This is a genomic window from Micromonospora sp. NPDC049366, from assembly GCF_044466625.1.
In the GTDB taxonomy this organism is placed as follows: Bacteria; Actinomycetota; Actinomycetes; order Mycobacteriales; family Micromonosporaceae; genus Micromonospora.
The window spans coordinates 13,999-35,981 of sequence record NZ_JBITMV010000011.1; the positions used below are offsets into that span (position 1 = coordinate 13,999).

16 protein-coding genes are annotated in these 21,983 nt (G+C 74.2%); 8 read left to right on the plus strand and 8 right to left on the minus strand.

What is annotated here, in order from left to right:
* Window positions 1–15 precede the first annotated feature (15 nt).
* A complete protein-coding gene (locus ACIBTV_RS16940) occupies window positions 16–3,210 on the plus strand; it encodes a UvrD-helicase domain-containing protein (RefSeq protein ID WP_396705815.1) in 3,195 nt (1,064 codons plus the stop codon).
* Window positions 3,211–3,436: 226 nt separating this feature from the next.
* Here ACIBTV_RS16940 and ACIBTV_RS16945 read toward each other — a convergent pair whose 3' ends face one another.
* Window positions 3,437–4,141, minus strand: a complete 705-nt coding sequence (locus ACIBTV_RS16945; protein WP_396705817.1) for a prepilin peptidase — start codon at window positions 4,139–4,141, stop codon at window positions 3,437–3,439.
* A 10-nt stretch (window positions 4,142–4,151) separates the two neighbouring features.
* Entirely contained in the window at window positions 4,152–5,168 is a 1,017-nt protein-coding gene (locus ACIBTV_RS16950) for an EamA family transporter (protein ID WP_396705819.1), read from the minus strand.
* A gap of 511 nt (window positions 5,169–5,679) precedes the next feature.
* On the opposite strand from ACIBTV_RS16950, the gene ACIBTV_RS16955 reads away from it, so the two are divergent.
* The 3 genes from ACIBTV_RS16955 (at window position 5,680) to ACIBTV_RS16965 (ending at window position 8,527) form a co-directional block, all read left to right on the plus strand.
* The gene (locus ACIBTV_RS16955; RefSeq protein WP_396706142.1) at window positions 5,680–6,180 is read left to right on the plus strand and encodes a hypothetical protein; all 501 of its coding nucleotides are present in this window, start codon (window positions 5,680–5,682) and stop codon (window positions 6,178–6,180) included.
* A gap of 569 nt (window positions 6,181–6,749) precedes the next feature.
* On the plus strand, window positions 6,750–7,142 hold the full coding sequence (locus ACIBTV_RS16960; RefSeq protein WP_396706144.1) for a hypothetical protein: 393 nt from the start codon (window positions 6,750–6,752) through the stop codon (window positions 7,140–7,142).
* Between the two features lie 143 nt (window positions 7,143–7,285).
* Window positions 7,286–8,527 carry an AAA family ATPase gene (locus ACIBTV_RS16965; RefSeq protein ID WP_396705821.1) on the plus strand — a complete coding sequence of 414 codons (1,242 nt, stop codon included), beginning with the start codon at window positions 7,286–7,288 and terminating at the stop codon, window positions 8,525–8,527.
* Between the two features lie 19 nt (window positions 8,528–8,546).
* Here the strand turns inward: ACIBTV_RS16965 and ACIBTV_RS16970 are convergent, their stop codons facing one another.
* Window positions 8,547–9,092: a GNAT family N-acetyltransferase gene (locus ACIBTV_RS16970; protein ID WP_396705824.1), complete on the minus strand. Its 546-nt coding sequence runs from the start codon at window positions 9,090–9,092 to the stop codon at window positions 8,547–8,549.
* A 134-nt stretch (window positions 9,093–9,226) separates the two neighbouring features.
* Between ACIBTV_RS16970 and ACIBTV_RS16975 the strand changes: the two genes are divergently transcribed.
* Complete coding sequence (locus ACIBTV_RS16975; RefSeq protein WP_396705826.1) at window positions 9,227–9,772, plus strand: DoxX family protein; 546 nt, start codon at window positions 9,227–9,229, stop codon at window positions 9,770–9,772.
* A gap of 219 nt (window positions 9,773–9,991) precedes the next feature.
* Window positions 9,992–11,434 (plus strand): glycosyltransferase 87 family protein, encoded by a 1,443-nt coding sequence (locus tag ACIBTV_RS16980; protein ID WP_396705828.1) that lies wholly within the window; start codon window positions 9,992–9,994, stop codon window positions 11,432–11,434.
* A 59-nt stretch (window positions 11,435–11,493) separates the two neighbouring features.
* Here ACIBTV_RS16980 and ACIBTV_RS16985 read toward each other — a convergent pair whose 3' ends face one another.
* The 5 genes from ACIBTV_RS16985 to ACIBTV_RS17005 form a co-directional block, all read right to left on the minus strand.
* On the minus strand, window positions 11,494–11,922 hold the full coding sequence (locus tag ACIBTV_RS16985; RefSeq protein ID WP_396705830.1) for a molybdenum cofactor biosynthesis protein MoaE: 429 nt from the start codon (window positions 11,920–11,922) through the stop codon (window positions 11,494–11,496).
* Window positions 11,919–13,175 (minus strand): molybdopterin molybdotransferase MoeA, encoded by a 1,257-nt coding sequence (locus ACIBTV_RS16990; protein ID WP_396705832.1) that lies wholly within the window; start codon window positions 13,173–13,175, stop codon window positions 11,919–11,921. Before ACIBTV_RS16990 ends, ACIBTV_RS16985 begins: the two co-directional genes overlap by 4 nt.
* Window positions 13,176–13,224: 49 nt before the next feature.
* On the minus strand, window positions 13,225–13,695 hold the full coding sequence (locus ACIBTV_RS16995; RefSeq protein WP_396705833.1) for a molybdenum cofactor biosynthesis protein B: 471 nt from the start codon (window positions 13,693–13,695) through the stop codon (window positions 13,225–13,227).
* Window positions 13,692–14,183 (minus strand): cyclic pyranopterin monophosphate synthase MoaC, encoded by a 492-nt coding sequence (gene moaC, locus ACIBTV_RS17000; RefSeq protein WP_396705835.1) that lies wholly within the window; start codon window positions 14,181–14,183, stop codon window positions 13,692–13,694. The genes ACIBTV_RS16995 and moaC overlap by 4 nt, the downstream gene beginning before the upstream one ends.
* A 270-nt stretch (window positions 14,184–14,453) precedes the next feature.
* Window positions 14,454–17,582, minus strand: coding sequence for an AfsR/SARP family transcriptional regulator (locus tag ACIBTV_RS17005; protein WP_396705837.1), 3,129 nt, complete (start codon window positions 17,580–17,582; stop codon window positions 14,454–14,456).
* Window positions 17,583–18,067: 485 nt separating this feature from the next.
* Between ACIBTV_RS17005 and ACIBTV_RS17010 the strand changes: the two genes are divergently transcribed.
* Window positions 18,068–20,581, plus strand: a complete 2,514-nt coding sequence (locus tag ACIBTV_RS17010) for a putative bifunctional diguanylate cyclase/phosphodiesterase (protein WP_396705838.1) — start codon at window positions 18,068–18,070, stop codon at window positions 20,579–20,581.
* On the plus strand, window positions 20,578–21,981 hold the full coding sequence (locus ACIBTV_RS17015; RefSeq protein WP_396705840.1) for a glycosyltransferase 87 family protein: 1,404 nt from the start codon (window positions 20,578–20,580) through the stop codon (window positions 21,979–21,981). The genes ACIBTV_RS17010 and ACIBTV_RS17015 overlap by 4 nt, the downstream gene beginning before the upstream one ends.
* The last annotated feature ends 2 nt before the right edge of the window (window positions 21,982–21,983 follow it).

Genomic DNA, 21,983 nt, shown 5'->3' on the forward strand with positions numbered 1-21,983 from the left:
GTGACAGGATGCGGCGTGCCTCCGTTCAGCGCCGCACCCCCCGGTGGCCTCCCGCCGTTCGTCGCGGACCTGCACATCCACTCGAAGTACTCCCGCGCGTGCAGCCGCGACCTCACCCTGCCCAACCTGGGCTGGTGGGCCCGGCGTAAGGGCATCGGCCTGCTCGGCACCGGAGACTTCACCCACCCCGCCTGGTACGACCACCTGCGCGAGACGCTCCACCCGGCCGAGCCCGGCGTCTACCGGCTCAGCCCGGAGGCGGAGCGGGACATCGCGCGGCGGCTGCCGCCCCGGCTGGCGAGCGAGGCCGAGAGCGACCCGGTGCGGTTCCTGCTCAGCGTCGAGATCTCCACGATCTACAAGCGGGACGATCGGACGCGCAAGGTCCACCACCTCGTCTACCTGCCCGACCTGGACGCCGTGGAGCGGTTCAACACCGCGCTCGGCCGGATCGGCAACCTCGGCTCCGACGGTCGCCCGATCCTAGGCCTCGACTCCCGGGACCTGCTGGAGATCACGCTGGAGGCCAGCCCGGACGGCTACCTCGTGCCGGCGCACATCTGGACGCCCTGGTTCTCGGCGCTCGGCTCGAAGTCCGGCTTCGACGCGATCGCCGACTGCTACGCCGACCTCGCCGAGCACATCTTCGCCGTGGAGACCGGGCTCTCGTCGGACCCGGAGATGAACTGGCGGGTCGGCAGCCTCGACGCGTACCGGCTGGTGTCCAACTCCGACGCCCACTCCCCGCCCGCCCTGGCCCGGGAGGCGACCGTCTTCGCGACGGCACGCGACTACTTCGCCGTACGCGACGCGCTGCGCACCGGTGACGGTCTGGCCGGCACCATCGAGTTCTTCCCCGAGGAGGGGAAGTACCACGCGGACGGCCACCGCCTCTGCGGCGTCAACTGGGCTCCGGAGCGGACGCGGGCGGCCGGCGGCCGTTGCCCCGAGTGCGGCAAGCCGCTGACCGTCGGCGTGCTGAGTCGGGTCGAGGAGCTGGCCGACCGGCCGGAGGGCCACCGGCCGGCACACGCCCGCTCGGTGACCCACCTCGTGCCGCTGGCCGAGATCCTCGGTGAGATCAACGGTGTGGGTGCCCGCTCCAAGAAGGTCGAGGGGAAGCTCAACGACCTGCTCGCCGCGCTCGGCCCCGAGCTGGAGATCCTGACCCGCACCCCGCTCGACGAGCTCGCCCGGGTCGGCGGCGAGCTGCTCGCCGAGGGGATCGGCCGGCTGCGCCGCGGTGACGTGCGACGGGTGCCCGGCTACGACGGCGAGTACGGCGTCATCACCCTCTTCGACCCGGCGGAGCTGCCCGCGAAGTCGGGCGGGACGCAGGCGGAGACGCTCTTCGACGTACCCGTGCCGACGCCCCGCAGGCCCGCGGAGGCGACGCCGAAGGCACGGGCCGCGCGCCCGGCGGCGGCGAAGGCCGAGCCGAAGCGGAAGGCGACCCCGCCACCCCCACCCCCGATCGCCCCGCCGCCGTCGCCGCACGAGCCGTTCGAGCCGATGCTGGCCGGCATGGAGGAGGTCGGCACCGGCCTGCTGGACCGGCTCGACGCGATGCAGCGGGTGGCCGCCTCCGCGCCGGGCGGGCCGCTGCTCATCGTGGCCGGTCCGGGCACCGGCAAGACGCGGACGCTCACGCACCGGATCGCGTACCTGTGCGCCGAGCTGAACGTCTTCCCCGAGCAGTGCCTGGCGATCACGTTCACCCGGCGGGCCGCCGAGGAGCTGCGCCACCGCCTCGACGGGCTCCTCGGCCCGGTCGCCGAGGACGTCACCGTCGGCACCTTCCACTCCCTCGGGCTGACGATCCTGCGCGAGAACGCGGGCGCGGCCGGGCTGCCCGTGGACTTCCGGATCGCCGACGACGCCGACCGGGCGGCGGCCCGCGCCGAGGCCGGTGACGACCCGACGGCGTACACGTCGCTGCTGCGCAAGCAGGACCTCGTCGACCTCGACGAGCTGCTCACCCTGCCGGTGGCGCTGCTGCGCGACGACCCGAAGCTGGTGGCGCACTACCGCGAGCGCTGGCGGTGGGTCTTCGTCGACGAGTACCAGGACGTCGACGCGGTCCAGTACGAGCTGCTGCGCCTGCTCAGCCCCGCCGACGGCAACCTGTGCGCGATCGGCGACCCCGACCAGGCCATCTACTCGTTCCGGGGCGCCGACGTCGGCTACTTCCTGCGCTTCTCCCAGGACTTCATCGACGCCCGACTGGTCCGGCTGAACCGTAACTACCGCTCCTCGGCGCCGATCCTCGCCGCCGCGGTGCAGGCCATCGCGCCGTCGTCGCTGGTCCGCGGCCGTCGGCTCGATCCGGCCCGGCTCGACCCGGAGGCGCCGCTGGTCGGCCGCTACCCCGCGGCGTCCGTCGCCGACGAGGCCGACTTCGTCGTACGCACCATCGACGACCTGGTCGGCGGTCTCTCCCACCGGTCGCTGGACTCCGGTCGCATCGACGGACGCGCGACGGCGCTCGCGTTCTCCGACATCGCCGTGCTCTACCGCACCGACTCGCAGGCCGCGCCGATCCTGGACGCGCTGACCCGCGCCAACATCCCGGTGCAGAAGCGCTCGCACGACCGGCTCCGGGACCGCCCCGGGGTGGCCGCGATCGCCCGCGAGCTGCGGCACGCCGACGGGCTCGGCGGCGACCTGCCCGCCCGGGTACGCCGCGCCGGTCAGGTGCTCGCCGAACGGTTCGCGACGCCCACGCTCGACGGGTCGGGCACGGTCCGGCCGGAGGAGGTCCGCGCGGCGGTCGACCTGCTCACGCCGCTGGCCCGCCGCTGCGGCGACGACCTGCCGCTGTTCCTGTCCCAACTGGCCACCGGCGCCGAGGTGGACGCGCTGGACCCGCGGGCCGAGGCGGTCACCCTGCTCACCCTGCACGCCGCCAAGGGACTCGAGTTCCCGGTGGTCTTCCTGGTGGGCGCCGAGGACGGGCTGCTGCCGCTGCGCTGGCCGGGCTCCACGCCGGATGAGCACGCGATCGCCGAGGAGCGCCGGCTCTTCTTCGTGGGGCTGACCCGGGCCCAGGACCGGCTCTACGTCAGCCACGCCGCCCGCCGCATCCGCCAGGGCAGCGAGCGGGAGTGCGGCCCGTCGCCGTTCCTCGACTCCATCGATCCGGGACTGTTCGAGCGGTTCGGCGAAGCCGAACCCCGCCGCCCGAAGGACCGCCAACTCCGCCTGATCTAACTCCCGCCCCTCCCTCCCTGCCCGCTCTGCCCGCTCTGCCCGCTCTGCCCGCTCTGCCCGCTCTGCCCGCTCTACCTGCTCTACCTGCTCTACCTGCTCTACCTGCCCGCGATCTTGCAGTTTCGGCCCCCGGGTTGCGGCATTCGCCCCTTTCTTTCGGGCGCAAAGTGCAAGATCGCGGGCGGGGAGGGCGGGAGCGGGAGCGGGGAGGCGCACGCGGTGGGGCTTAGGGGAGCAGGGTGGCTAGCCAGGCGCCGGTCAGCAGGGCCGGGCCGAGGGGCAGCACCGTGTCGCGCCGCACGCGGCGAGTCGCGAGCAGCGTCAGCACCAGCAGGCCGTGGAGCAGGTGCGGCAGCAGCAGCCCGAGCCACAGGGTCGGCCAGCCCAGCCAGCCGAGTGGCAGGCCGAGCACGGTGGCGAGCTTGACGTCCCCGAAGCCGAGCCGCGACCGGGGCAGCAGCGCGAGCACGACGTGCGTACCGCCGGCCACCAGCGCACCGAGCAGCGCGCCGAGCAGGCGGTCCGGCGTCCCGGTCAGCAGCGCGATCCCGGTCAGACCGAGGCCGGCGATCAGCGCCGCCACACCGACCAGTGGATCGGGTAACCGCAGGCAGGCTCGGTCGACCAGGGCCAGCACCAGGCCGACCGCCGCCAGCGCGAGGAACACCGGCAGGCCAGGGTCGGCCCTCAGCGCGACGGTCAGGCCGCCGAACACGATCGCACCGGCCACGACGGCCCCGGCACGCACCGAGAACCCATCGCCGGGGGCGGAAGACTCGGCGCTGAGGGCGGAAGACGCGGCAGCGGACAGGGGCGGTCGCACCTCGACCACCGGGGGGAGGGCCAGGACGACTCGCCGGGCGACGCGCGGGGCGCCGAGCCCGATCAGGGCGCCGAGCAGGGCGGCGGCGATCGACGGGCCGTCGGGCACCGGCCGGACGTTACCGGCGCGCCGGCGCCGCCGTGGCCCCCGTGCCCGAACGGCGGGGTCTCTCGGTGGTCACCACCAGGGCGACACCGGCCACGATCACGGCGCCGCCGAGCAGCACCTGCGGGGTGATGGGCTCGGCGACCAGCAGTGCGCCGAGCACGACCGCCACCGCCGGGTTGACGTAGGCGTACGTGGCGACGAGCGAGATCGGGGCGTTGTGCAGGAGCCAGACGTACGCGGTGAAGGCGACCAGCGAGCCGGCGATCATCAGGTAGCCGAGCGCGAGCCACGAGCGGAGGCTGACCTGGGCCGGATCGAAGCCGACCAGTTCGCCCCGACCGACCGCGAGGACGGCGAGGACCAGCGCGCCGGCCAGCATCTCGTAGACGGTGGCGACGAACGGGTCGTCGGGCATCCGGATGCGTCCGGAGAGGAACGAGCCGACCGACCAGCAGACGGCCCCCACGACGACGGTGAGCGCGCCGACGAGCGGTACGGCGTCGGTGCCGCCGCCCGGCAGCACGAGCAGGACGAGCCCGATGAAGCCGACGCTGACCCCACCGAGCGTCCAGAGTCGGGGCCGGTCGCCGGTGGCCGACCGGAGCAGCACGACCAGCAGCGGCACCGTGGCGACCAGCAGCGCGGCGATGCCGGAGGGCAGGGCGACCTCGGGCGGCCCGGACTCGGCCAGCACCACCAGCCCGTTGCCGCCGGCGAGCAGGAGGACCCCGACCACTGCGGCGGCGCCGAGCTGACGGCGGTCGACGCGGAGCGCACCAGGCCCCCGGCGCAGCCGCAGCACGAGCGCCAGCACCACCGCGGCGGCGGCGAACCGTGCCGCCGCCGAGGCGAGCGGCGGAAGGGTCTCCACCGCGATACGGATGCCCAGGTAGGTGGAACCCCAGAGCACATAGACCACGATCAGGGCGGTCCAGATCAGGGCGGGCGCGGCGGCCGGAGCGGCGGCGACGGTGGCGCCCGCGGAGGGGACGTCGGACCGGGACGCACTTGGCGGAGTCGAGCTCATCGCTGGTCCACGCTACGGTGACGTCGGCGTCGGCGTCCCACCTTGGTGGCCGGCCTCACCACCCGCGCAGGAGGCGTGCATGGCGAACTACGGATCACCGGGAGGCGGCTCCCCGGACCCGTGGCACGAGCAGGGGGGCTACCCGACGCACGGCCGCGACGACCGGGCCGGCTACCGTCCCGCCGATCCCGGTCCGCGTTACGGCGAGGGCCCCCGCTACGACGAACACCCGCGCTACGGCACGGGATCGCCCTACGGCCAGCAGCCCCGCTACGACGAGGCGACCCCCTACGGCGGTGGCGAGCCACGCTACGGCGAGAGCCCACGCTACGGCGAGAGCCCGCGCTACGACCAGGGCCCGCACTACGGCGAGAGCCCGCACTACGACCAGGGCCCGCACTACGGCGAGAGCCCGCGCTACGACCAGGGCCCGGTCTACGGCACCCGACCGCACGGACCGACCGTCACGCCGGGACACGCGACGGCCTTCCCGGGTCCGGGCGACGCCGCCGTGACGTACGCCCAGGACCCGGCGCCGCCGCCCAAGCGGCGCGGCGCGCTGATCGCGGTGCTGGTGGTGGTCACGCTGCTCGTGCTCGGTGGCGGGGCGACCGCCTTCGTCCTGCTCGGCGGTGACGACGCGGCGCCGGTGACCGCGCCGACCGAACCGGCCGCGGGTGTGGGCGCGGACCCGGACGTGAACGTGAGCGCCGACCCGGCCGAGCCCACCGACGTGCCGAGCGATCCGGCGCCGGAGTCGTCGGCCGACCCGCGGTTCGTCAAGGTCGGCCAGTGCGTCCGCAACGAGGGACCGGCCGGCGGCAAGCCGAAGCTGCTGATCAGTGACTGCGCCCCGAGGACGTACGAGGTGCTGCGCCGCGTCGACGGCGCGACCAGCGGCGAGAAGGACGCCGAGGCGAAGTGCGCCAAGGTGACCGGCTACACCAACTGGTACTTCTTCGACAGCGAGCTGGACACCCTCGACTTCGTGCTCTGCCTGAAGCAGCGCTGATCCGCCGTACCCCTGGGGATGAGATGACGACCTACGGACCCTCCGGCCGACCCGACGACGACGACCCCACGCGGTCCCAGTGGGCGCCGCCCCCGGCCGACGCCGAGCCACCGACCCAGCCCCAGCCGCCAACGCCGTCGACCGGCGCCGAGCCGCCCACCCGGCCCCAGCCGGCCGCCGAGCAGCCCACGCTCTCCGAGTGGGCGCCGCCGCCGGCGGGCGCGGAGCCACCGACCCAACCTCAGCCGACGCCGCCGGTCGGCACGGAGCCACCGACGGCTCCGCTGTGGGGTTCGCCGGGGGCCTCCGGTCCGGCGCAGCCGCCGACTTCGGGCGCGGGCTATCCGCCGCCCGGCAACCCGGCCGGTTACCCGCCACCGGGCAGCCCGGCGGGTCCCCCGCCACCCGGGCCGTTCCCGCCGGCCGGGCCGACGCCCGCGCCCACCGCCGGCACCCCGTTTCCGCCGCCCGGCCCGACGCCCGGCCCGTGGGGCGCTCCCCCGCCTCCGCCCGGTTACGGGATGCCGCCGGGCCCGCCGCCCGCGAAGCGGAACGGGGGGAAGATCGCACTGATCATCGGTCTGGTCGTGCTGCTCCTGCTCTGCCCGTGCGTCGGGCTCGTCGGTTGGGCGGTCTGGCGGGTCGCGGATGACGCGTCGACGAGCGCCGGCCCGTCGATGAGCGACCCCGCCCTGCCGTCCGGAGCGCCGACGAACACGGCCCCGAGCCCGGATCGCGACGAGTTCGCCAAGGGCGACTGCCTGGTCAACGACGGCACGGACGACGACGCCCAACTGCGGAAGGTGCCCTGCGGCCCGAACACGTACGAGGTGCTGCTGCGGATTCCGGCGACGACCGACGGCGACCGGTGCGAGATCATGGCGCCGCAGGCCACCGCGAACTACGTGCACGACAACACGGTCGACGTGCTGGACTACGTGCTCTGCCTCCGGGAGCGGTAGTCGACGGGCCTCCTAGCCGAAACTAGGGCTGTCTAGCATGGACGCTAGACAGCCCTAGTTTTATCTCGACGGTCCCGACACGCCGGTAGCCCCATCTACGCATGTCTAGCCGCCCCACTAGACGGCCCGATACTCTCCGATGCGTGGATCCGGTCCGCAACCCGTACGCGCCGGGCGCCGGCCAGCGTCCGCCCGAACTCGCCGGGCGGGGCCGCGAGCTGGACGTCTTCGACATCGTGCTGGAGCGCATCGCCCGAGGGCGGCCGGAGCGGAGCCTGATGCTCACCGGCCTGCGGGGCGTCGGCAAGACCGTGCTGCTCAACACGCTGCGCTCGCAGGCGATCAACCGGCTCTGGGGCACCGGCAAGATCGAGGCCCGGCCGGACCAGTCGCTGCGCCGTCCGGTCGCGGCCGCGCTGCACATGGCGGTCCGTGAGTTGGCGCCACGACACCGGGCACCCGACCGGATCGACGCGTTCCTCGGCGTGCTCAAGGCGTTCGCGATGCGCGCCGCCCCGGCCGGCCGGGGCGGCGCCGCACCGAAGCTGCGCGACCGCTGGCAGCCCGGCATCGACGTGCCGGCGGCCAGCGGCCGGGCCGACTCCGGTGACATCGAGATCGACCTGGTCGAGCTGCTGAGCGACGCGGCGGCCGTGGCCAGCGACGTCGGCACCGGCATCGCCATCTTCATCGACGAGATGCAGGACCTCGGCCCGGAGGACGTGTCGGCCCTCTGCGCCGCCTGCCACGAGCTCTCCCAGATCGGCGCGCCGCTGATCGTGGTCGGCGCCGGCCTGCCGCACCTGCCGGCCGTGCTCAGCGCCGCGAAGTCGTACTCCGAGCGGCTCTTCCGCTACCAGCGCATCGACCGGCTCGACCGGATCGCCGCCGACCAGGCGTTCTGCGCGCCGGCGGAGCGCGAGGAGGTGGAGTACGAGCAGAAGGCGCTCGACCTGCTCTACGAGAAGTCCGGCGGTTACCCGTACTTCGTCCAGGCGTACGGGAAGGCCACCTGGGACCACGCGCCGCGCTCCCCGATCACGGCGGCCGACGTGCGGGTCGCCGCGCCGGAGGCCGAGGCCGAACTGGCGGTCGGGTTCTTCGGCTCCCGCTTCGAACGGGCGACCCCGGCCGAACGTGAGTACATGCGGGCGATGGCCACCCTGTCGCTGGTGGAGGCCGAGGCGGGCGGCCCGGTCCGCGACGACATGGACGCGGCGGTGCCGACCGCGGAGATCGCGCGTGCCCTCGGCCGGAAGCCGGCCAGCCTCTCGCCGGCCCGGGACGCCCTGATCAAGAAGGGGCTCATCTACTCCGGTGAGCGGGGGACGGTCGCGTTCACCGTCCCGCACTTCGGCCGCTACCTGCGCACCCAGCCGGCCTGAGGGCGCCGACCGGGGTGGTTCAGACCTTCGACCAGGGCGACGGGAAGACCACCTCACCCTGTGGTGGTGGTGCGGCGTCACTGGTCGCCGGGGGCAACACCAGTGCCTGCCACGGCTCTCCCAACCCCGACCACGGGCTGGTGAGGCCCATCCGGTCGGCCCGGCCGAACCCGAAGCGCCGGTAGTAGGCCGGGTTTCCCAGCACCACCACCAGCCGCTCGCCCAGCTCGGTGGCGGCGTCCAGGGCAGCCTGCACCACGGCGGTGCCGTGCCCGACCCGCTGCCGATGCGGCGCCACCGCCACCGGGCCGAGGGCCAACGCGGGCACCGGGCCCGCGTCGGATTTCACCCGCACGCGGGTCAGCAGCGCGTAGCCGACGACCTCGCCCCCGTACTCGGCGATCATCGCGAGCTCCGCGATCCAGGCGTCGCTGTCGCGCAACTCCTCGACCAGGCCCACCTCCGGCGGCGTGGCGACGTCGGGGCGCGCGAAAGCGGCGGCCAGCACCCGCCGGACCGGGCCGGCGTCGGCCGGGCCCTCGGGTCGCAGCCGCAGCGTCGTCACGCGCGCGACGTTACTCCCCGCAGCCGGTCCATCCGCGACGGTCGCTCGATTCGGCGTGGCGCGGAGCGTACGCGGGCGGGTCCGGATCGGCGGTTGCAGGGGTGGCGGGGGTCACGAGGGGGTATGACTGAGCCATGAAACCCGTACGCTCCCTCGCCCGCATCATGTTGAGCGGCATCTTCCTGCACAGCGGGTACCGCAACTTCATGAACCCGGAGCGGTTGGCGCCGACGGCAAAGCCCACCACCGATCGGGTGGCCCCCCTGCTCGAGAGCATCAACCCCCGCATCCCGACCGATACCGTGTCGCTGATCCGCGCCAACGCGGCGGTGCAGATGGGCGCCGGGCTGATGTTCGCCACGGGACGGCTCGCCCGGCCGACCGCGCTGGTGCTCGCCGGCACGCTCGTCCCGGTGACGGTCGCCGGGCATCCCTTCTGGAACAACGACGACCCGGCCGCGCGGGTCAACAACCAGGTGCACTTCCTGAAGAACCTCGGCCTCTTCGGCGGGCTGCTCCTCGCCGCCGCGGACACCGGGGGTCGGCCGGGGCTGCGCTGGCGCACCGGCCACCGCATCGGCCACTCTCGACGTTCCGTGCAGCGGGCGGTGCGTACCGCCCGGCGGGAGGCCCGCATCGCCGTGCGATCCGCCGCCACCGCCCGACGAATTCCCGGCTGACCTGCGTCGATACCTCTCCTCGGTGACACCGCACCCCACCCAACGCCGCGAATCACCTGAACGGCGCGGTAGGCGTTAACGCGGTGGAAATGTCAAAAACTTGTGTGGGATCGGACACGGTCGCATAACGCGGGAGGCACTGAGGTGAGGCGCCGTTCTAGGCTCCGTGCAGGACCTGCACGGGTAGGACGACGACCTTGGTACGGGGGTGGCCACGCCATGCCGGCGACCGTCGGGAGACGGCCGGGCCGCCTCGCCCCGGTGCACCGCGTAACGAGTGGGATCGATCGACGGACAGTCGTACGGGTCGGCATCGTGGCCGCCGTCGCCTACGCCGCGTGGCTCGCCATCGGCCTCTTCGGGCGTCCGTACAACTTCTTCGACATGAAGATCTACCACGGTGCGGTGGTGTGGTGGGCGAGCGGCCACGAGCTCTACGAATTCATCGCCCCCGACACCACCCTCGGCTTCACCTACCCGCCGTTCGCCGGTCTGGTCATGCTGCCGATGGCGCACCTGCCGGTGGAGGCGGCCGGCCTGGTCAACGCGGCGGCCAGCCTCGCCGCGCTGGCCATCGTGCTGGCCGCCCTGCTGCGTCCGATCGTCGACCGGCTGGCCTGGCCCCTGTGGTTCTCGGTCGCCATCGCCGTGCCGCTCGCGGCGGCGATCGAGCCGGCCCGGGAAACCCTCGGCTACGGCCAGGTCAACCTGCTCCTGTTCGCGCTGATCATGGCCGACCTGGTCGGCCTGCGCTGGCGTTCCCGCCGAGGCACGCACGCGACCGACGACGACGGGCCGCTGCTGCGTTTCATCTACAGCGGCGCCTGGGCGGGCGCCGGCATCGGGCTGGCCACCGCGGTCAAGCTCACCCCCGCGCTCTTCATCGCCTACCTGATGATCACTCGCCAGTGGCGGGTCGCGGCCACGGCCGTCGGTACCACGATCGCGGTCACCGTCGGCACCTTCGGGATCGTCGGCGCGGAGTCCCGGACCTACTTCGGCAGTGTGCTGTGGCAGACCGAGCGGGTCGGCGCGGCCGACATGACGCCCAACCAGTCACTGGCCGGCCTCCTCGCGCGGCTGTACGACTCGATCGAGACCCCGGGGCTGCTCTGGTTCGCCTTCGCCGTGCTGATCCTGGCGCTGGGCCTGTCCCGTGCCGGCAACGCGCACGCGGACGGTGACGAACTCACCGCGTTCACGCTGGTCGGGTTGACCGCCAACGTCATCAGCCCGATCTCCTGGACGCACCACCTCGTGTGGGTGATCCCGGCGATCATCGTGCTCGCCGACGCCGCCGTACGCCGCCGCGAAGCGAGCCGAGGGCTCGCGTACCGGACCGGACCGGCGCAGCCGAACGGCGGGCTACCGGGGGTGAACGGGCTGCGCCCGCCGATCTGGTATCCGACGTTGACCGGGTTGCGGCACGGCGTGGCCGCGCTCGGGCTCTACCTGCTGTTCCTGATCTCGCCGATCTGGCCGTACGAGCACCAACTGCCGGAGGTGTCGCACTACCAGGACGGCCTCTTCGGCGCGCTGATGGAGAACTCCCTGGCGGTGGCGCTGATCGTGCTGGTCGCCGGGCTGCCGTGGCGGCCGGGCGCCGAGCCCGCGTTCCACGCCGACCGGATGGGCCGGGCGGTCGTCGCCGCCCGACGCTGACCGGCCGCCCCGCCCGGCCACGGTCGGAACGGTGCGTGGCCCCTGACCCGCCACGGCGGTCAGGGGCAGTTGACCCACTCCTCGGAGCCGTCGGCGAACACCTGCCGCTTCCAGATCGGCAGTCGCGCCTTCACCTCGTCGACCAGCCGCGCGCAGGCGGCGAACGCGGCGGCCCGGTGCGCGGTGCTGACCGCCGCGACGAGGGCCACGTCGCCGATGGCGAGCGGACCGACCCGGTGCGAAACGGCGACGGCGTAGACGTCCGGGTCGGCGGCGATCTCGGCGGCGACCTCACGCAGGATCTGCTCGGCGCTCGGGTGCCCCTCGTACTCCAGGCTGGTCACCGCGCGGCCGTGGTCGTGGTCGCGGACCACGCCCTGGAAGGAGACGACGGCGCCGGCCCGTGCGTCAGCGACCGCTGCCTCGTGCGCGGCCAGGTCGAGGGGCTGGTCGGTGACCTCGCCGTACGCGACGGTCGGGGCGGTCACCAGGCACGCTCCCCGGGCAGCAGCGGCAGCGGTGCCAGCGGAACCCGGGCGCCCGGCTCGCCGGTGGTGCCCGGACGGATCACCGCGAAGCCGGCCGCGCGGGCCAGCCCTCGGAGCATCGCCGAGCCCACGTGCCGGACGGGGTGAGCGGTGCCGTCGACGTCGTCGACCCGCACCAGGGCGAGGTGGGTGAAGTCGCCCCGACCCGGCACCGCCTCGCCCAGCGTGACCTCCGGCAGCGCCGGCAGCGACCGGCCCTGGAGGCCGGCGAGCAGCGGGGCGACCAGCGAGACCAGGGCTACGATCGCGGACTGCGGATTGCCGGGCAGCCCGGCCACGAAGCGGTCCCGGCCGTCGGCGCCGGTCACCCGGGCCACCAGCATCGGGAACCCGGGGCGGACGGCGACGGTGTTGACCACGTAGTCGGCGTCGAGCGCGGCCAGCGCCGGGTGCAGGTGGTCGACGGGACCGTGCATGGTGCCACCGGTCGTGCAGACCAGGTCGGCGGTGGTCAACGCGGTGCGCAGCGCGTCGACGTGCGCCGGGAGGGTGTCCACCACCGGGCCGGTCACGTCGTCGGCGCCGATCGCGCAGCCGTAGCGGCGCAGCCACGCCGGCACCGAGGGGCCGAGCGCGTCCCGCACCCGGCCGGCGCCGGGTGGGCCGGCGGTCAGCAGCTCGTCACCGAAGACCAGCAGCGCGGCGCGCGGCGCGCGCCGCACCGGCAGGGTGTCGAGCCCGCAGGAGGCGGCCAGCCCGATCACCGCCGGGTCGATCGGGGTGCCGGCGGGCAGCAGCTCCTCCCCGGCGTACGCCTCCTCGCCCGGCTTGCGCCACTCGGGTGTGGGCCGGGGGGTGCCGGTGACCCGTCCGTCGGCCGTGCGCTCGGACTCCTCGACGCGCAGCACGGCGGTGGCGCCCTCGGGCACCATGGCGCCGGTGGCGATCTCGACGGTCGTGCCGTCCTCGGTCAGTGGCGGCGGGGTGCCGCCGGCCAGGACCCGCCCGGCGACCCGCCACGGGCCCGCGCCGCGCACCGCCCAGCCGTCCACGCTGGAGGTGGGGAACGCGGGCAGGTCGGTGCGGGTCGTCAACGGTGCGGCGAGGGTGTGCCCGTCGGTGTCGACGAGCGGTCGGGCGGCCACGGGCAGCGCGGCGGCCAGCCCGGCCGCGTGGACCTGGGAGCGCGCCTCGTCCCAACCGACCGGCGGCGCGGCGGCGCGGTCGGTGGCCGGTGCGGTTCTCGTGCTCACTCGCCGAGCCTATCGGGGTGCCGGTCGACGCGCCGCGCCAGTCGCGCGCTCAGTGGTCGCCGCCGCGCAGTTGGTCGACGGCGTGGGTGAGGATCGGGCCGAGCACCGCCAGCCCGTCCTTCGCGCCGCCGGTCGAGCCGGGCAGGTTGACCACCAGCATCCGACCGACCACTCCGGCGACGCCCCGGGAGAGCGCGGAGGTGGGCACCCGGTCACGGCTGTGCGCGCGGATCGCCTCGGCGATCCCGGGGATCTCGTAGTCGAGCAGCGCTCGGGTCACGTCGGGAGTGCGGTCGGTGGGGGTGATGCCGGTGCCACCGCTGGTCACGACGACGTCCACGCCGTCGGCGAGCGCGGCGCGCAGCGCCGCACCGACCGGCTCCCCGTCGGGCACGACCACCGGATCGTCGACCTCGCAGCCCTGCTCACGCAGGCCGGCGACGAGCAGCGGGCCGCTGGTGTCGGCGTAGACGCCGGCGGCGGCCCGGTTGGAGGCGACGACCACCCGGGCCCGGATCACGGCCGGTCCTCCGGGCGGATCCACTCGCCGGTCTTGCCGCCCTCCTTGCGGAGCACGCGGACCGCGTCGACCGAGGCGGCCGGGTCGACCGCCTTGACCATGTCGACCAGGGCCAGGCCGGCGACCGCCACCGCCGTCAACGCCTCCATCTCCACGCCCGTCCGGTCGGCGGTGCGGGCGGTGGCGGTGATCTCGACGGTGTCGGAGGTGAGCCGCAGGTCGACGGTGACGCCGTGCAGCGCGATCGGGTGGCAGAGCGGGATCAGGTCGGGGGTGCGCTTGGCGCCCATGATGCCGGCGAGTCGGCCGACGGCCAGCGCGTCGCCCTTGGGCAGGCCGTCGCGGCGGAGCAGGTCGACCACCTCGGGCGTGGTCCGCAGCCGGCCGGCGGCGACCGCCGACCGCCCGGTCACGGCCTTGGCGGACACGTCGACCATGCGGGCCGCGCCGGCCGCGTCGACGTGGGTGAGCTGCGCGGGTTCGGTCACGGCCGCGAGCCTATCCTCCGCATACGACCGTCCGGAGTGCTCCCGTGACGGCGGGAGGAGCGGCGGCCCCGCGCCGGAGCGTCGCCGCCCGTTAGACGGGCCCGCGCCGCCCCTCCCTACCCACCCGCCGCCAAGTCGCTGGGGGGGACCCGAGCGGCGGGCGACACGGCGACCCGGTTCTGACGCACGCCAGAACCTCCCCCGTTCGCCGACACGGCGAGGACCATAACGAAAGGGGCGATAAGAATTCGATAAGCGGACCCGTCCGGGTCAGCCACCATCGGGGGAGCGGTCGAGGACGGTGGCGGAGAGCCGCCGGGACACCTCGAACCGTTCCGGGGCGCCGATCCGCTGGAAGATCGCCAGCGCCCGCTCCCAGTGCCGGCGCGCCTCCGCCGGGTCCGTACGCGCGTGGTGCTCCGCCAGCCCCGCCAACGCCCGCCCCTGCTCGTACGGGTGGCCGATCTGGGTCGCGAGGCGCAGCGCGGCGCGGTACATCCCGGCCGAATCGTCATACCGACGGCGGGTCGCCAGGGTCCGGCCGAGTTCGTTCAGCGCCGCCGCCTCCACGTGGCGCTCGCCCGACTCGTGGGCCAGGGTCCGGGCCAACTCGTGCTCCTGCTCGGCCTCCGCGAGCCGCCCGAGAGCCCGGTACGCGGCGCCGAGGTCGTTGCGGACCTCCGCCTCGGCGTACCGGTGGCCGGTCCGGTCGCGCAGCAGCAGCGACGCCCGCAGCAACCGGATCGCCTGGCGGTGTTCGCCCAGGCGCATCCGCACCCCACCGATGTGGCTGAGCGCGTTGAGGATGTGGAAGGTACTTCCGCCCTGCCGCCCCCAGTAGAGGTGCAGCCGGTGGATCCGCAGGGCTTCCCGGTACCGTCCGCTCAGGCCCAGGGCCAGCCCGGTGTTGGGCAGCCCGACGGCGACGTCGTGTCCGCCGAGGCCCCGCCCGTCCCGCAGGCTCTCCAGCCCCACCTCGACGGCCTGCCGCAGGTCGCCCCGGAGCATCTGCACGACGACGAGGTTGGCCCGGTACCGGAAGAGGTTGTGGCTCTCGCCGGCCCGCTCGCACACCGCCACCGCCCTGGTGACGTGCTCCAGCGCGGCACGGTAGTCACCCGTGCGGGCGTACGCGGAGGCCAGGTAGTTGTTCATGGAGGCGATGGCGTGCGGGTCGCCGGTCACCTCGGCGGCGGCCAGCCCATGCCGGTGGGTCAGGACGATGTCGTCGAAGTATCCGCGGATGTAGAAGAACCGCCAGAGGATCCGCGCCAGACGCCAGGCGTACCCGTGCTGCCCCTCCTCCTGCGCATGCACGACCAGGGCGACGAGTTCCGCCCGCTCGCGCTCCAACACCTCGACGGTCGGCGGCTTCAGCGCGGCGAGCAGGTCCGGACGGTGGGGCGGCCCCGGCACCGCCTGCTCCCGGATGAAATCCGGTTCGAGCAGCTCGGCCACCCGCAGCACCGCGTGCGTCACCAGGTTGAGCAGCTCCGCGAGCGCGGTCCGGCGGTCCTCGGCGGAGTCGGTCCGCGCCGACAGCTCCAACGAGTACTGCCGCAGCAGGTCGTGCATGCGGTATCGCTCGGCGGTGACCTCCTCGACGAGGTGGCCGTCAACGAGTTCGTCCAGGGCCCGGGCGGCGGCGTCGAGCGGCAGGCCGGCCAGCGCCGCCGCCATCGGCAGGGTCAGGTGCCCGCCCGGGTGCAGGCTCATCAGCCGGAACAGCCGCCGACCGGCAACGCTGAGCGGCTCGTAGGAGGTGGCGAAGACGCCGGCCAGGGTCCGCTCCTCCTCGGAGAGCTGACCGAGCGCGCGCGACCCGTCGGCCAGGAGCGCCGCCAGGTCGGCGAGGCGCCAGCTGCGCCGTCGGGCCAGCCGGGATCCGGCCAGCCGGATCGCCAGCGGCAGGTGGCCGCAGCGGCGTACGACGTCGGCGGCGGCGTCCGGCTCGGCCGCGACCCGGGCGGGGCCGGCGGACCGGGCCAGCAGCTCCAGGCCCTCGTCGAGGGTCATCACGGGGAGGGATTCGGGCGGCCCCATCCCCAGGCCGGTGAGCCGCCGCCGGGCGGTCACGACGATCGCGGTGCCCGGCAGCACCGGGAGCAGCGGCAGCACCTGTTCCCGGCTGCCGGCGTTGTCCAGGACGACGACGCACCGACGGCTGGCCAGCTCGCGCCGCCACGCGTCGACGCGGTCGGCCAGCTCCGCCGGGATCTGCTGACCCGGCAGGCCGAGCTGCCGCAGCAGGGTGGCCAGCGCGGTCCCCGGGTCGATCGGGTCCCCGCCACCGTGACCGCGCAGGTCGATGAAGAGCTGCCCGTCCGGGTAGCGGTCGGCCAACCGGTGGGCCACGTGCACGGCGAGGCTCGTCTTACCGCTGCCGGCCATGCCGTCGATCACGTGCACCGCGGACGTACGCGCCTCCACCCGGCGCGTCTCGGCCAGCACCCGCTCGATCGTCCCGCCGCGCCCGACGAAGTCGGTGACCGGTCGGGGGAGCCAGTTGCCGGTGCCGTGGGATCGGGCCGGGGCGTCGATCGGCGGGTCGCTGCGGGGGCCTGCGCCGGGGGCCGTCCGTGGCGCCGGCACCCGGTCCCGGCGGGGAGCGCCGGCGCCCTCGTCCAGGGTGCGCCGGAAGCGTCGCAGCTCCGCGCCGGGCGCGATGCCGAGCTCGTCCCGCAGCAGGTCCCGCGCGTTGCCGTACGCGGCGAGCGCACCCGACCGGTCGCCGCGCTGATACAGCGCCCGCATCAGCAGCAGGTGGGCGGATTCCCGGAGCGGGTGACGGCCGAGCAGCTCCCGCAGCAGCGGGACGGCCTGCTCCGCGCGGCCCGTCCGCGTCCAGGCGTCCGCCAGGAGCTCGACGGCGAGCACCCGCTCCTCTTCGACCGCGACGGTGCGGGACGTCAGCACCGGTCCGAGGGGCACGCCCGCGAGCATGGGGCCCCGCCAGCGGCCCACCGCCCCGTCGAGCAGCTCCGCGGCCCGGTCGAGCAGCCCCCGGTCGAGCAGGTCCCGAGCCTGCTGGCACTCGACCTCGAAACGGTAGACGTCAATCCGATCCGGCTCGACGTGCAGCCGGTAGCCGTTTCCCTCGGGCCGCAAGACTCGGACGTCGGGAAGAAGGGTCTCGAAGTGTCGACGCAGATTTGCGGCGTACGTGCGGACGTTCGGAACGGCGGAGCGGGGCGGTTCCGCGGACCAGAGTTCATCGACCAGTTCGCCGACCGTCACGAGCTGGCCCGGTTGTGTCACGAGCATCGCGAGAACGGCACGTTGTTTGGGCGTCCCCAGCTGCAGTGTGCCGCCCGGAAGTTGCACGGACAGGCCACCCAGAACGCGAATCTCCACCGGTCCCTCTACTTTGCCCACAATTGGGTATTCGCGTCGCAGCATAGAGGTAGGTCAGCCGCGAACTGGCCCCTCTTTGGGCGCCGCCCTGGTCACCCATCGCAACGGCGATGGCCGCACGCCGTCGCACCGATCCGATCGAGGAAGGGCCCGAAGTGCGGATGAAGGTTTCGGCGACCTCAGCGACACTGGAGAGGCAACCGAGCGTTAACGTCCGTCCGCATCGCCGACGCCGGTGCGGATGTCGGCCAATCGGTTAAGCGCGCTCCGCTCAGGATTGCGGACAGAACGTGACAAACCAGCGGTAGCTTGGCTTATGTTGCGCATACCGACATAAATGCTTCCGCATGACGCGCTTTCGCTTCTACTCTCGCCCTACCCCGAACGGAAAGGCCCCCACCGGGGCCCGGGCTCGACGAGGAGGAAGCATCATGCGCAGCACCGAGTGGCACTGAGTCCTTATCAGTCCGGAACCCGAGAGGTACGCTGCCGGTCATCGAATACTGACGGTCGGCAACGAGTGGGGTTGAGTGGGCCGGACGACGCGTCGTCACAGTGATACCGATCGGCGCCTGCTGCTGTTGGTCGGAGTCTTCGTGGGCCTCGCCTGCGTCGTCACGTCGATTGCCGCCGTCGCCGTCCGGCACGAGCCCCCCACGTCCCTGAACGACATCACCACGATCTGCGCCGTCGCTGTGACGATCGCGCTCGGGGCGATCGTGAAGGTGACCGTACGCATCAGGTCGACCTCGTTCTCCATCGCGTGGGTGGAGACCGCGATCGTCCTCGGACTCGCACTGGCACCACCGTCGCGGGTCATCCTGGCCACCGGCGTCGGCATCGCCTGCGCGTCGTTCCTGCTCCGCCTGTCCGCCATCAAGACCGCGTTCGGCATCGCGAAGAACATGCTCGTCGCGGGCGGTGCCACCGCACTGATCCTGCTCCTCGGCGACCGCTGGCCGCCGAAGGGGTTCTGGAGCGTCGTCCTCGTCCTCGGCGCGGTGTACCTGGTCGCCGCGCTGCTGGACGATGTCCTCGCCGCACCGGTCATCGCCCTCGCCTCGGGCAACCGGATCTCCCGCCAGTTCCTCAACGACCTCGACCTGCGGCTCGTCGGCTTCGCGGCCCGGTTCGTCGTGGCCGCCTGCACGCTGCTCATCATCCAGGCCGACTCCCGGCTGCTGCTGGCGGTGCCCCCGCTCGTGCTGAGCCTGCACCTCGCCTACTCCGCCCGCGTCCGTGACCGCACCGAGCAGCAGGCCTGGCAGCGCCTCGCCCGCGCCACCGACGCCCTCAACGTGGTCGACCTGGACAAGGTGCTCACCAGCGCGGTCGTCCAGGCCGCCGAGCTCTTCTCCGCCGACCAGGTGGAGATCGAGCTGCGCGACGACCACCGCACCGTACGCGGCGGCGCCGACGGCGTCATCACGGACGACGAGCCGGCCGCCATCGACGGCACCGTGGTCCCCGCTCCCCTCGAAGGACACGACCGCACGGTCGACATCGGCGTGCTCCGCCTGCGGTTCCGCGGGCCGGTGGAGCTCTCCGAACGCGAGCGCTACACGCTGCGGACCTTCGCATCCGCCCTGTGCACCGCCGTCCGCAACGCCCAGGCGTACGCGGAGCTGGCCCGGGTCGCCGACGAGCACGCGTACGCCGCCAGCCACGACGCCCTCACCGGCCTGGCCAACCGGCGGCACCTCCTCGAACGCGGCACCGATCAGCTCAGCCGCCGGCACGCCGACGGCGTCACCGCCCTGGTGCTCATCGACCTCAACCACTTCAAGGAGGTCAACGACACCCTCGGGCACGCCGCCGGCGACCAGGTCCTCGTCCGCGTGGCCGAGCGGCTCCGCGGCGCCGCCCAGGACGACGACCTGGTGGCCCGGCTCGGGGGCGACGAGTTCGCCGTCCTCCTGCGCGGCCTGCCCGCCCCCGCCGTGGCGGCGCACCGGGCCGAGAGCCTGCTCGGCGCACTCCACGAACCGTTCGACCTGGACGGCATGCGGATCAGCGTCGAGGCCAGCGGTGGCATCGCCGCCGCCCCGGCCAGCGGCGGGATGCCCGAACTGCTGCGCCGCGCCGACGTCGCCATGTACCAGGCGAAACGCGCCGGCCAGCGGATCTCCACGTACGCCCCGACCCGCGACACCGCCGACCTCGGCCGGCTCACCCTCGGCGGCGAACTGCCCCGCGCGGTCGCCGACCACGAGTTCACCGTCAACTTCCAGCCCATCGTCGACCTCGGCACCGGCGAGGTCACCGCCGCGGAGGCGCTCGCCCGCTGGCACCACCCCACCCACGGGATGATCGACCCGCTGCGCTTCCTGGAGGCGGTCGAACGCTCCGGCCTGCTGCCGGCCTTCGCCGAGGCCATCCTCGACCAGGCCCTCCTCGCCGCCACGAGCTGGCGCGAGGCCGGCCACGACATCCCCGTCGCCGTCAACGTCTCCCCGCGCAGCCTGCTCGACGCCCGGTTCCCCGGCTCCGTACTGGCCCGGCTCCGCGCCCACGAACTCCCCGCCGACCGGCTGATCCTGGAACTGACCGAGACCCTCACCCTCAGCCAGCTCGACGTGGTCGACCGGGTCCTCAGCCGGCTCCGCGACGAGGGCGCACGCCTCGCCCTCGACGACTTCGGCACCGGCTACTCCTCACTGAGCCTGCTCTCCCGCATCCCCGTCCACGAGCTGAAGATCGACCGCAGCTTCGTCACCGCGATGGAGAACTCCGCCGAAGCCGCCGCCGTCATCCGGTCCACCCTCGACCTGGGCCGCAGCCTCGACCTCACCGTCGTCGCCGAGGGCGTGGAGAGCGAGCCACAGCGCCGGGCCCTCTGGGAGCTGGGCTGCGCCGCCGGCCAGGGTCACCTCTTCTCCCGTCCCGTCCCCGCGGGCACCCTGCTCGCCGCGCTCCAGCGGGGCGCCGGCGGGCGGCCCGGCGCCCTGGCACCCCCACTGCACGACGCCGGCGCCGTCATCCGCCTCGCACCCGGCCGCCGCCAGGGCGGTCGACGCGACCGGCTGCCACACTTGCCCGCGTGACCGCCGCAGCCCCCACGACCCGCCGCCCCACCTGGCGGACCATCGACACCGCCGCCGGCGGCCTCGCCCTCGACCTCGGCCTCTACGCCGTGTCGGCCGGCTTCGCCGCGATCACCGCCGTCACATCGACCCTCCTGCCGCACCGGGCCTGGGGCGCCACCGCAACCCTCGGCTACCTGGCCGCCGCGCTCGCCGTCGGCGCCCAGCTGCTGCTCCGCCGTCGGCGCCCCGACGCGACACCGGCCGGGCTGCCCGGCCGCTGGGCGGTCACCGCCTTCGCCTGGGCGACCGCCACGCTCCTGCCGCTGGTGCAGCAGACCGTGCAGCGGGCCTCCGGCCGCACGGACCGGGCGCAGGAGGAGGTGCTCGTCGTGGAGCACGCCGGCAGCCGGCTCGTCGAGCACGGCACCCCCTACCTCGGCCCGGACGCCATCGCCGCCCTGCCCGCCGACGAACGGCTGCTCGGCTACACCCCGTATCAGCCGGGAATGGCCCTCTTCGGCCTGCCGCGGGCGTTCGCCGCCGGCTGGTGGACGGACGCCCGGATCTGGTTCGCGCTCGGCACCGCCCTGGCCCTCGCCCTCGCGGTCGCGTCGCTCCACCGGCCCGACCGCGCCCCCGGCGGGCCGGGCGGCGGTGGTCCGCGCGGCGACGCGGGTGGCACCGGCCGCGCCGCCGACGCCGACCACCCCCGACGGGCGGCCGCGCTGCTGCGCGGCGTCCAGGCCGCCACCGTGCTGCCGATCTGCGCCCTCACCCTCGCCACCGGTGGCGACGACCTGCCCGTCCTCGCGCTCTGCCTGCTGGCGCTGGCCCTCGCCGCCACCGGCCGGCCCGGCCGGGCCGGCATCGCGGTCGGGCTGGCCGGCGCCCTCAAGCTCTTCGCCTGGCCGATCGCCCTGGTGCTGATCATCTGGGGGGCGACCCGCCGCGTCGGCCTGCGGGTCACCGCCGGAGCCGTCGGGCTGCCGCTCGCCGCTCTGCTGCCCGCGCTGCTGGTCGACCGGGACGCCCTCGTCGAGAACGTGCTCCGCTTCCCCCTCGGCCACGGGCTCGTGACCAGCCCGGCCCAGTCACCGTTCCCCGGTCACCTCATCGCCACCGGCCTGCCCGGCGGCCGGATCATCGCCGCCGGGCTGCTGCTCGCGACCGGCGCGGCCATCGCCGTCCGGCTCGCTCGCCGCCCGCCACGCACCGCCGCCGCAACCGCGCTCATCTGCGGGTACGGCCTGCTCGCCGCCATCGCCCTGATGCCGTCGACCCGGTTCGGCTACCTGCTCTACCCCGTCGCCCTGCTGCTCTGGGCCCCCGCCCTGCACGAGCCGACGCCGCCCACCGGCGAGCCGGCCGCCCCGCCTCTTTCCGCCAACTGGCGAGCACCGGAGCGCGGTAGGGCGTAGAC